This window comes from Streptomyces sp. ActVer, from assembly GCF_027270795.1.
GTDB classification, from domain to species: domain Bacteria; phylum Actinomycetota; class Actinomycetes; order Streptomycetales; family Streptomycetaceae; genus Streptomyces; species Streptomyces umbrinus_A.
Genome location: NZ_JAPWHT010000328.1, coordinates 1 through 11,762, shown reverse-complemented (window position 1 = coordinate 11,762; position 11,762 = coordinate 1). Strand labels below are relative to the sequence as shown.

Below are 11,762 nucleotides of genomic sequence, written 5' to 3'. Positions count from 1 at the left end.
CACCGCCGCCGCCGAGGACGAGGAGGCGGCGCTGGACACCGAACGCGCGGCCCGCCGCCGGCACGCCGAGGAGGCCGCGGGACTCGACGCCCTCCAAGCGGCCGTCGGAGCCGAGGCGCAGGAGGTGATGCGCCAGGTGCAGGAGGCCGAGGACGGGATCGACGCCCTGGCCCGGGAGGCTGAGGCGGCCCGCACGGCCCAGCACGCCGCGATCGCGGGCACCGCCTCGGCCGAGGCACGCCGTACGGCCGCCGCCGAGGCCGGGGCGGTCGCCGCGGCGGAGGAGAAGGACACCGCCCGCGGCCTGCGCCCGTACGCCGCCCGCGAACTCCTCGACATCCTGCGCTGCCCGCCCGGCCTCGCCTGGCCCGCCCAGGAGGCCGACTGGGCCGGCGAGGCACTCCCGCCGGCCGTGGCCGCCGTGCACGAGGCGATCCTGGCCGCGACCCGCGACCTCACCCCCACCGAGACCAGCCTCAAGCAGTCCGTCACCCGTCTCACCAAGGCCCTGGACGACCTGCAGGCGCAACTCGCCGCCGCCGGACAGGACTACCGGCCCGAATGGGACGGCTCCGACGGGATCATCGTCGTACGCGTGGCCGACGAGGAGGGTCCGCTGCCGGTCGCCGCCTTCGCCCAGAAGATCTCCTCCCACCGCCGTGACCAGGCCGAACTGCTCTCCGAGTCCGAGCAGCGCATCCTGGAGGACGCCCTGCTCACCCGGCTCGCCCAGCAGATCCACGACCGCACCGTCGACGCCCGCGACCTGATCAGGCGGATGAACACCGACATGCGCCGGCGCACCATGTCCTCGGGGACGACGGTCGGGGTGAGCTGGCTGCTCGCCGACCATCTCGACGACGAACAGCGTGCCGTCTGCGCCCTCCTCGACGCCGACGCCGCCCGCCTCGGTCCGGACGGTCTCGCCCGGGTGCGCGTCCACTTCGCCGCGCAGATCAAGACCGCCCGCGCCCGCCACCGTGACCAGCCCTACCGCGAACTGCTCGCCGAGGTCCTCGACTACCGGCGCTGGCGGCAGTTCGCGTTCCAGCTCGTACGCCCCGACAAGAGCGAGGAGCGGCTCACCCGCGCCCGGCACAGCCGGCTGTCGGGCGGTGAGCAGTCCGTGTCACTGCACCTGCCGCTGTTCGCCGCCGCGCACGCCACGCTCAACTCCGCCGACCCGCACGCCCCCCGCCTGCTCGCCCTCGACGAGGCCTTCGCGGGCGTGGACGACACCGGGCGCGGCGAACTCATGTCGCTGGCCGCGCAGTTCGACCTCGACCTGTTCATGACCGGCTACGACCTGTGGGCCGCCCACGCCTCCGTGTCCGCCGCCGCCCACTACGACCTCGCGCACACCGCCGTCGACCACACCGTCTCCGCCCTGCTGCTCGTCTGGGACGGCGACCGGCTCCTCGCCGACGACACCGGCGATCTCACCACCGCCCTCGGCTCGCCCGACACCCGGCGCGTCCCGACGCCCGAGGAGGCCGCGGTTGTCGACTGAGCAGCGTGAAGGCCACGGGTACGACGAGTTGCGGGACGAAGGATGGAGGCGGCTGCTCGCCGCCGCCCGTCGCAGGCTGGAGCGCACCGGAGGCGCGCTCGACGGCGACATCGGGCTCACGAGCCCGAGCGAGGCCGAGCGCCGCACCGTCATCGGGATCACCGGCCGCTACCGGCCCGAGACCGCCAAGCGCCTCGCCGTACCCCTGAGTGATCTGGACGGGTATCTGTACGGCCGCTACGGCACCGGTCTCCTCCAGACCCTCGGCCGTCTCCACGGGCCGCTGCGCGACCGGCCCGCCGAACGGGCCGAAGAGGAGGCACGCCGTGACGACGCCCTGAAGTCGGCCCACTCCAGTCGGCTCGCCGGGCAGGGATGGTTCGCCGCCTGGCTGGACCGGATCGCCGCCGACGGCACGCTCACCCGTCTCGTACGCCGGGGAGACGCGCCGCTCCTCGACGCGGCGGTACGTGTCCTGGAAAGGCTGACCGGTGACGGGGACCGCTCCGCGGGCTCCCCGAAGCGGGTCCCCGGCGTCCTGCCGCTCCCGGTCCTCGCCGAGTGGGCCACCGGCGACACCAAAGCCCTCGTGCCCGGCGCCCCGCTGGAACAGCTCGTCCTGCGGGCCCTCGCCCAGCGCACCGGCGACGGCACGGAGGTACCGCCCGACCGGGCCGGGCGGCGCGCCCTGTGGGAGAGCGCCGGCGCCATCGCGGACGACCTCGCCAGCCAGGTCCTCGTCCTCAACATCGGCGCCAGGGGCGACACCGTCGTCTGCGACTGGCTGCGCGACGCCGCCGGCTTCGGCATACCCTTCCGGCTCACCCTCCACCAACTCGCCACCGACCCCGTCGTGCCCGCCGCCCGCACCATCTTCGTCTGCGAGAACCCGGCCGTCCTGCGCGCCGCGGCCGGCGAACTGCGGTCCGCCAGCCGCGTCGCCGCCCTGGTCTGCACCGAGGGTGTCCCGTCGGCCGCCTGCCACAAACTGCTCGGCGACGCCGTACGGGCGGGAGCCCGGCTGCACTGGCGCGCCGACTTCGACTGGGCCGGCCTGCGGATCACCGCGAACGCCATGGCCCGACACGGCGCCCGACCCTGGCGGATGACCACCGCCGACTACACGGCGGCACTCGGCAAGGGCGGGTCCACACCGCTCGCGGGACCGCCCGCGGCCAGCCCCTGGGACCCCGGACTGGCCCTCGCGATGGAGGCGTCGGGCAGCACGGTCATGGAGGAACGCCTCCTGCCCGCACTCCTGTCCGACCTCACTCGTGTCTGAACCGGCGTCCGGTGGCCGACTCGATCCGTCGACCGGAGCATGTCGAAGCGCATGTACCGGCGAGCCGGCGCCGGTACCCGAGCCCGCGGACGAGATCAGTTCGATCGCGTTCGTTACCCCGCGTTACTCGGCGGGCGGCTTTCAGCGTGTGTCGGTGTCCGGTTCGGGCACCGGAAGTTCGTCGAGGTCGAGGGTGAAGGTGCGGCCGTCGGCCAGCGCGATGGGGAGCTTGCCCGTTCCGTACGCGCGCGTGTGCGCGAGCTGGAACCGGAGCGCGGGATCCGAGGCCATGCCGGCGGAGTGGTGGAACTCGGTTGGGCCGTGGCGGTCGGCATGGCCCGAGGCCGGGAGAGGGTGCTGCGTGGACGCCTCCCAGTTGCGGCGCGCGGTGGAGCCGTGTCTGCCGCCCTGCCTGCGTTCAGGTCTGCGGTCGACAGCAGGCAGCATGCAATAAGCCCAGATATAATAACCTCACCTATACAAAGCTGGGGTGTGCTCTGTGGACAAGCCTGCTGAGATGTTCGACCGTGACTTCGAATGGGCTGAGCTGACCCGGTTCGCCGCCCTGCCCGGTCCACGGGCCACGCTCGGCGTGGTCTCCGGCCGTCGCCGCCAGGGCAAGACCTTCCTGCTCGACGCCGTCACCCGAGCCAGTGGCGGCTTCATGTACACCGCCACCGAGACCACCGAGGCCGATGCCCTGCGTCAGTTCGGTGAAGCCCTCGCCCGTTACAGGGGCCAGCCCACCCCGTTCCGCTTCACGCACTGGGACGAGGCCGTCACTGAGCTCATGCGGATCGCCGACGCAGGCGGCCCCACCGTGGCGGTCATCGACGAGTTCCCCTTCCTCGCCAAGGCCTCTCCTTCTCTGCCCTCGATCATCCAGCGCGTCCTCGATCCCGCCGCCCAGCACACCAACACCCCGGTGCGCCTGCTGCTGTGCGGCTCGGCACTGTCCTTCATGGGCAAGCTGCTGTCCGGCAACGCTCCTCTGCGCGGCCGCGCGGGCCTCGAACTCGTCGTCCCCACGCTGGACTTCCGCCTCGCGGCCGAGTTCTGGCAGATCACCGACCCGCGCACCGCCCTGCTCACCAACGCCATCGTCGGCGGCACACCCGCCTACCGCCGTGAGTTCACCCAGGGCGACACCCCCGCCGGGCCGGACGACTTCGACGCCTGGGTCACCCGCGCCGTCCTCAACCCGGCCCGGCCGCTTTTCCGAGAGGCCCGCTACCTGCTCGCCGAAGAGCCCGAACTCCACGACACCGCGCTGTACCACTCCGTACTGGCCGCCATCGCCGCGGGCAACGCCGCCCGTGGAGGCATCGCCGACTACCTCGGCCGCAAATCCACCGACCTGGCCCACCCGCTGAGCGTTCTCCAGGACGTCGGCATGATCACTCACGAAGCGGACGCCTTCCGCCGCAACCGCTCCGCCTACCGCATCGCGGAGCCGCTCGTCACCTTCTACCACGCGGTCATGCGCCCGGCCTGGGGCGACCTGGAACGCCCCGGGCGGGCACCCGCCGTATGGCGCCGCGCCCAGCCCACCTTCCGCAGCAGAGTCGTCGGCCCGCACTTCGAGCAGGTCTGCCGGGAATGGGCCCGCTGGCACGCCGCATCCGAAACCCATGGCGGACAGGTCACGAGGGTCGCGAGCGGCACTGTCAACGACCCTGCCGCCAGGACCAGTCATGAAGTCGACGTCGCCGTCCACGGCGACACCCACGACGGCCGCGAAACGCTGCTCGCCATCGGCGAAGCGAAGTGGAACGACGTGATGGGGATCGGCCACTTGGAACGCCTCCGGCACATCCGCGCCCTTCTCACCGCACGCGGCACCGCCACCGAGGCAACCCGCCTGTACTGCTTCAGCGGCACCGGCTTCACCGACGAGCTGGACCACCTCGCCAAGAACGACGCCACGATCCAACTCGTCGACCTGTCCCGCCTCTACCACGGCGAATGACCGCCGATCCGCAGCCCTCGGACGGCATGCGCCCCTGTGAGGTGGGTGCGGCTCGGTGGTTGCGGCAACCATTGGGTGCCCGACTCGTCCAGCTCCATGTGATCAAGGGCCTTCACTAGGACAGCAACAGCTTCTGCCAGTGCGTCCACGGCACTCCATCGTCAGCAGGCGACCTCAAGAAGGCAGGAAGACAGGAAGACAGAGAGACAGGGACCCACTCTCTCTAACGCATCGCTCAGCGCTGTAGGTCGGTTGGCCAGGCCGACGGCGACCTGTCCGACTTGCCGGCACCTGGCGGAAGCTGAACCTCCAAAGCTCTGTGGGTGCTTCTGGAATATGGAAGCCCTGGGCGTCTGGCCCATTCGCCTCCCGTGTGGCGGATGACCGGGGCGTTCGCAGGACTGGGCACGACGGCGGAGCCGGCCGACGCCTGACGGGGCCGAAGGCGATTGCCGCTGCGGCCCGCCGGTCATGGAGACCCGCGTGGCGGGACCGGCGTCGGGATCCACCGTTGCCCGAGGTGCCTCTGCGTCTGGAGGGGCAGCCCCGGCCCGTGAGCCGGACACCGTCGTCGGGTTGTCGCCATGGTTCCCGAATCGGGCGGCGTACCGGGCCGATGTGGGAGATGAGAAAGTTCTCCTCTTTCATCAACGTGTTCGAGCGGGAAAGCAGACTGGCCGGGTGACGTTTCGGAAGGTGGGTGTGGCGATCACCGCGGTGTGCGCCCTGGCAGCCGTGGGAATGGCGGTCGGTCCCCAACGACAGTGACCGCCCGGCGCTGCTGTCCCGCCTCGCGGACCACCCGGCCGTACGGCGCCGCCGAGTGGCCCTCCCCGGAGGACGAGGTCGTGGTGGCCGTGACGGCGCAGGACCCGGACACGATCCCCGCGATCCTCGACGAACTCCGGCGGCGGACGGGACGGTGACGGGACGGTAGGGCCGTACGTCTCCGACCCGGGTGCGACGGAAGCAGTGGGCGCACGCGCTTCTCGGCCTACTTCGGTCTCCTTGAGGGCGTGGGGCGGGCTGGGTGCGGTTGGGGTGGTGTGCCGGTGGTCGGGGGGTGTGGTTCCGGGCTGCGGGGTGAGGGGCGGGAGCGCGGGGCGGTTCCTGCCGGTGGTGTGCCGGCTGGCGCCGGCGGGTGTTCGGGGTGGCCCGAAAGGGTTCTCTCCCGTGGTGGGCAGCAGGATCTGACCTAATGTCAGCAGCGCCTGCGCAGAAGCCTGTTGGGCGGTCGCAGTGGCCGCGGGCGGGTGCGCCTAGGGGGGATACGGTGCCTTGGACCGATCCGTGCGTGAGGAATGACTGTGCATACGTCCGGGGGCAGTTGTGAGCCGCCGGGCGCCGGTGCGGCGGGCTCGGCGTAAGCCTGTGAAGCGCGTGCTGACCCCGAAATCCGTGAAGCGGGCTGCGAGTTCGAAGTCTGTGAAGCGGGTGTCCGTGAAACGCGTGTCCGTGAAGCGGGTCTCCAGCCCGGTCCAGCCCGGAGGGCCCCGGCCGTTGGTGCTCGGCGTCGCGGCTGCCGCAGGCGGTGGGCTCTGTGTTGCCGTGGGGCAGTGGCTGTTGGGGAACTGGTGGTTGGTTGCTCTGCTTGTCGCCGTTCTGGGTGGGGCCGGTGGTCTCTGGCTTGCTCAGTGGGTTGCGAGGGTCCGGTGGGAGCGGGTACATGTGCGGCGGCTGCGGTACGAGCTGCCTCAGCTCGACGGGCTTCACCACGAGGACTTCGAGTTCGCGGTACGGGATCTGATGCGCCGTGACGGATGCGCTGATGCCGTACAGGTGGGCGGGGCCGGGGACAACGGCGCGGATGTGACGGCGACCGATCCGCTCGGCAGGCGCTGGGTGATCCAGTGCAAGCACCGGCAGGACGGGGCCCTGGGATCGGCGGTGGGCACCCCGGATCTGCATGTACTCAACGGCACCGGGCGTCAGTTGCACGGCGGGGACGTGGTCGTTCTCGTGACGAACGGGCGCTTCACCGCGGGGTGCGAGCCGCTCGCGAAGTCCCAGAAGCTGCATCTCGTCGACCGCGGAACACTGGGGGAGTGGGCGGCGGGTTCACGGCCTCTCTGGAAGCTGCTTCAGCAGCTTCCGCCCTCGCCGGGCAGGCGGTCGGCGTTGTCCTGAGACTTCGTTGTCCTGAGAACACTGGTGTCGGGCTGCAGAACACTGTTGTCGTGCGGCGCGGAAGTCATCATGCTTCGCAACTGCCGCATAACAATCATGAGTTCAGGCTTCTGCCTGCGAACGGCGGGCCCCGTTGCCTATGGTGCGCGGAGCCCCTTCGCCCATGTGTTCGCAAAGGATGCAGCCATGTCTGACTCTGTACGACACGAGGACGTCCTGGCGCAGGTTCGTTCGTGACATCCGGTACGGCAGCGCTTCAGGAACGCCGGTACCGGATCCTGGTCACCGGCTACGCGATCTCCTCGTACGGCACCTTCCTCAACGTCGTGGCGCTCAGCCTGTACGTCTACGCGGTCACGGACCGGGCCCTGGCCGTCGGTGTGTTCATGGCCGTACGACTCGCCGCGGGGTTCGTCGCGGGGCTCGCCGCGGCCGCGGTCCTGGCCCGCTGGTCCGCCAAGGGCGTCATGTTCTGGGCCAACGTGGCCCAGGCGGCGGCGCTGCTCCTGCTGGTGCTGGCCCCCGACGGATTCCGTACGGGCACGCTGTTCGCCGTCTCCGCGGTGGTCGGGGCCTCGGGCACCCTGTTCATGGTCACCCTGCGCAGCTCCATCCCGGACATGGTCGGCGAGGGGCGGCACACCTGGGCCAACTCACTGATGGTCAGCGGGCGTTCGATGGCGATGGTGGCCGGGTTCGCGTCGTCGGGCGTGGTGGTGTCACTGCTCGGCTACACCGCGGCCTTCCTCGTGGACATGGCCACCTTTTTCGTCTGTGCCTTGACCGTCCTGCTCCTCCCGATGTCCATGGGCCCGGCGCGTGGCAACGAGGAGAAGGACAGCCACGGCAAGGACGTAGAGGACGGCCGGGGCAGTCAGGAAGAAGAGGGGGCCGACGGGCAGGGGCGCCGGGACGGTCGGCGGCGGGTGCCCGCCGCGCTCGTGGCGCTCGGTGCGGTTCCGGTGCTCGGGCTGATGGTGGCGCTGCGCGGTATCGACGCGCTCGGGTCCTCGTCGCACAACGCGGCGCTGCCCGTCTACTCCACCGAACTCGATGCCGACAACCCGGCCGTGTTCGTCAGCGTCTTCTGGTGCGTCTGGGCGCTGGGCAACGTCCTTGTCCAGCAGGTACTGCAGAGGTACACCAAGCGGACGGGACGCTCGGTCGGTGCCCTGGGCTTCGGGCTCGGCACCATCGCCATGTCCGGCACCTTCATCCTGGCCTTCGCCGGGCTCCCCTGGGCCGTGACGGTGCTGGTCGCGCTGCTGGCCGGCGCGGCCGACGGCCTGACCGAGGTGTCGTACACCTCGCATCTGCAGACCCTGCCGAGCCCTCTGCGCACCCACGCCTTCGGGCTCTCCGCCACGGTGGAGAACCTCGGGTTCGGCGTCGGGATGATCGTGGTCGCCGCGGCCCTCGACGTCTTCACGCCGCTGTCGGTCGTCGGCGTCGCGCACGGTGCCGCCATCGTCCTCGCCCTGGTGTACGTGGCCCGGGTGCTGCGGGGGCGTGGAGCGGAGCAAGCGCAGGCAGCGCAGGAAGCCGTGCCGGGGAGCGAGGAGCGGGAGGGGAAGAACGGGAAGGGGGAGAGCGGTGCAGGACCCGCGCGTGGCGGTCATCGGGATGGCGCTGAGGTTTCCGGGGGCTGACACGCCCGAGGAGTACTGGCACGACATCAGGTCCGGCGTGTCCCACGTACGGCCCTTCACGGACCCGGAGTTCGCCGCCGCGGGCCTGCCCGAGGAGCTCTACCGGGACCCGGACTTCACCGGAGCGAGCGCGCTGCTGCACGGTGTCGACGGCTTCGACGCCGGGTTCTTCGGGATGAGCGGCCGCGAGGCCACCCTGACCGATCCCCAGCAGCGGTTGTTCCTGGAGTGCTGTCACCACGCGCTGGAGGACGGCGGGTACGCCGGATCCGGCGACCGGGGCCGGGAGGACGAGGGGATTGGGGACGGCCGGTCCGGGGGCCAGCGGATCGGGGTCTACGCCAGCGTCGGCTATCGGCTCTACTCGCTGCACAGCTATCTGGCCTCCAACATCGGCGAGTCGAGCCGCGCCGACGACTGGACCACGGTGAAGCAGATCCAGGTCGGCAACTACCCGGACTTCACCGCCAATCGGGCCGCGTTCCGGCTCGGACTCGACGGTCCGGCGGTGAACGTCGCGACCGCCTGTTCCAGCGGGCTCGTCTCCGTCCACCTGGCGTGCCAGGCGCTGCTCGCGGGCGACGCGGACCTCATGGTGGTGGGATCGTCCGCCCTGCATCTGCCGCAGGTCACCGGGCACCGCCATGTGAAGGGCTCGACGATCTCCAAGTCCGGTGCGGTACGGGCCTTCGACGCCGCGGCCGACGGCACGGTCGGCGGCAACGGGGTGGCTGCCGTACTCCTCAAGCCGCTCGCGAACGCGCTCGCCGACGGCGACACCGTGCACGCCGTCATCCTGGGCTCCGCGGTCACCAACGACGGTGCGGACAAGGCCGGTTTCGCCGCTCCGGGTGTCGCGGGCCAGCGGGACGCCGTGCTCGGCGCGTTGGACCGCGCGGGTGTCGGGGCCGAGACGATCGGCTATCTGGAGGCGCACGGCACCGGCACCTACAAGGGTGATCCGATCGAATTCTCCGCGCTCAGCGAGGCGTTCCGGCGGCACACGGACCGCAGGGGCTTCTGCGCGCTCGGTTCCACCAAGCCCGCCATCGGGCACCTGGACAGCGCGGCGGGTCTCGCGGGGCTGGTCAAGGCGGTTCTGGTGCTGCGGCACGGTGTCGTCCCACCGCTGGTGAACCTGACCCGGCCCAACCCTCAACTCGGGGTCGAGGACAGCCCGTTCACGCTCCCTCGGCGTGCCATGCCGTGGCCGTTGGCGGGTGACGGCCCTCGGAGAGCGGGGGTGCACTCCATCGGGATGGGCGGCACCAATGCCCATGTGATTCTGGAAGAGGCCCCGGCCGGCCCGGAGGCCCCGGTCCGGACCGCAGGTGCTCCCGCCCCGGCCCCCGTGCCCGCACTCCTGCCGCTCTCTGCGCACAGCCCCAAAGCCCTTGAGGAGTACGCCCGTTCCTTCCGCGACGCCCTGGTGCGGCGCCCGGACATGGCACCGGCCGACCTCCTCACGACGGCCGCGCTCGGCCGCCGGCACCTGCGCCACCGGCTGGTCGTCACCGCACCTGCCGGCACAGCACCCGTCGATTGCCCGGCCGACAACCTTGTCGGAGGGCTCGTCCGCGGCCTCGACGCCTTCCTGGCGGATCCGGGGCGTCCCGCGCCTCCCACCGCCGCGTACTACACCGGAACCGTGGACACCCCGGCCTCGGCCCCGACCCCGACTCCGACCCCGGTCACGCTCGCGTACGTATTCAGCGGACAGGGCGGCGGCCGGCCCGGAGTGGCCGCGGCGCTCGCCGGCCGCTTCCCCGTGGTGGCCGATGTCCTGGAGCGGTGCGCCCGCGTCCATCAGGAGGAGACCGGGGAGTCGGACTTCCTCGACCGGGTCGTCGGCGGCGAGGGTCCGGAGCGGTGGGACACCGACTTCGCTCAGCCGGCACTGTTCGCCCTGCAGGTGGCGCAGGCCCGGCTCTGGCAGGCGTTCGGTGTGCGACCGTCGGCCGTCGCCGGGCACAGCGTCGGCGAGTACGCGGCTCTGTGCGTCGCGGGAGCCCTGTCGCCGGAGGACGGCATGCGGCTCGTCTGCCGCAGGGGCCGGCTCATGCAGGACACCGAACCCGGCGCGATGCTGGCCGTGTTCGCCCCGCCGGAAGACGTACGGCGGTTGCTCGGAGACATCGACGAGACGCGGTACGGGCGTCTCGAACTGGCGGTGTCCAACGGTCCCGCCCATCACGTCGTCGCCGGTCCGCCGGCCGCGGTCGAGGCCGCCCGGGCCTGGCTGGCCGAGCACGACGTGGCGGGCGAGCCGCTCCCCGTCGACCGTGCCTTCCACACGGCGCTGCTCGACCCGGTGCTCGACGAGCTGCGCGCCGCCGTCGGCAAGGCCGAACTCCGGCCCGTACAGGTGGAGTTCGTGAGTGGACTGGATGGTACGGCGTATCCCGTGGGCTGGCTGCCCGACGCCGACCATCTCGTACGGCAGGCGCGGCACACGGCGGACTTCCACGCCGTGCTGCGCACGCTCGCGCCCCGGGGTGCCCTGGTCGAACTGGGGCCCGGTGCGCCGCTGACCGGCATGGCCCGCCGTGCCGTGCCGGAGACCCTCTGCGTGCCGACGCAGGGCCGCGGCGCCGACATCGACGGCCTGTGGACGGCGGCGGCCCGTCTGCACTGTGCCGGGGTGGACCTCGACTGGGCGGCCCTCCTGGACGGCTGCGGGGGACGCCGGATTCCGCTGCCCTTGTACCCGTTCCAGCACCGGTCGTACTGGACCGGCCCGCCACCGCATCCCGGTCCGGCAGTGGACCGATTACCTGCAAAGGAAGGTTCAGTGGAGGACGGCATGACCGAACAGGCAGTACTCGAACGCGTACGGGAGCTCACGGCCCGGCATCTCGGCTACCGCGCCGACGAGCTCGGCGCCGGGCAGACCTTCGTCGGCCTCGGTGCGGACTCGCTGCAACTCATCGGGTTGCTGCGGCAGTTGGAGAACGAGTTCGGCGTGCGGACGTCCGTCCGGGAGGTCCTTGAGGAGGCGGGCACTCCGGAACTTACGGCCCGTCTGATCGCTGCGCGCGCGGGGCGGGCGCCTTCGCGGCCGGAGGGTGAGCCGGTCGAGGCCGGCGCTGAATCTGCGCCTGTCTCTACACCTGCGCCTACACCTGCGCCTACACCTACACCTACACCTGCGCCTGCGCCTGCGCCCGCCTCGGAACCTGCGCCCGCGGCGGCGATCGCCCCGGCGCCCGCAGGCCCGGCGCCCGC

General features: G+C 71.6%; 8 protein-coding genes. 7 read left to right on the top strand and 1 reads right to left on the bottom strand.

Annotated features, from left to right (window positions below; translation table 11 throughout):
• On the top strand, positions 1-1,510 hold a 1,510-nt coding region (locus O3Q52_RS37560), incomplete at its 5' end, for an SbcC/MukB-like Walker B domain-containing protein (RefSeq protein WP_269653083.1).
• Positions 1,500-2,792 (top strand): TIGR02679 family protein, encoded by a 1,293-nt coding sequence (locus O3Q52_RS37555; RefSeq protein ID WP_269653082.1) that lies wholly within the window; start codon positions 1,500-1,502, stop codon positions 2,790-2,792. The genes O3Q52_RS37560 and O3Q52_RS37555, both read left to right, overlap by 11 nt.
• Before the next feature lie 141 nt (positions 2,793-2,933).
• Here O3Q52_RS37555 and O3Q52_RS37550 read toward each other — a convergent pair whose 3' ends face one another.
• Positions 2,934-3,239, bottom strand: coding sequence for a hypothetical protein (locus tag O3Q52_RS37550; RefSeq protein WP_269653081.1), 306 nt, complete (start codon positions 3,237-3,239; stop codon positions 2,934-2,936).
• 70 nt (positions 3,240-3,309) lie between these two features.
• On the opposite strand from O3Q52_RS37550, the gene O3Q52_RS37545 reads away from it, so the two are divergent.
• The 5 genes from O3Q52_RS37545 to O3Q52_RS37525 all read left to right on the top strand — a co-directional run.
• Positions 3,310-4,761, top strand: coding sequence for an ATP-binding protein (locus O3Q52_RS37545; RefSeq protein ID WP_269653085.1), 1,452 nt, complete (start codon positions 3,310-3,312; stop codon positions 4,759-4,761).
• Positions 4,762-5,525: 764 nt separating this feature from the next.
• Complete coding sequence (locus tag O3Q52_RS37540; RefSeq protein WP_269653080.1) at positions 5,526-5,687, top strand: hypothetical protein; 162 nt, start codon at positions 5,526-5,528, stop codon at positions 5,685-5,687.
• 577 nt (positions 5,688-6,264) lie between these two features.
• On the top strand, positions 6,265-6,888 hold the full coding sequence (locus O3Q52_RS37535; RefSeq protein WP_269653084.1) for a restriction endonuclease: 624 nt from the start codon (positions 6,265-6,267) through the stop codon (positions 6,886-6,888).
• 233 nt (positions 6,889-7,121) lie between these two features.
• Entirely contained in the window at positions 7,122-8,537 is a 1,416-nt protein-coding gene (locus O3Q52_RS37530; RefSeq protein WP_269653079.1) for an MFS transporter, read from the top strand.
• Positions 8,482-11,762 (top strand): type I polyketide synthase (locus O3Q52_RS37525; RefSeq protein ID WP_269653078.1); only part of this gene is annotated, 3,281 nt, incomplete at its 3' end. The genes O3Q52_RS37530 and O3Q52_RS37525, both read left to right, overlap by 56 nt.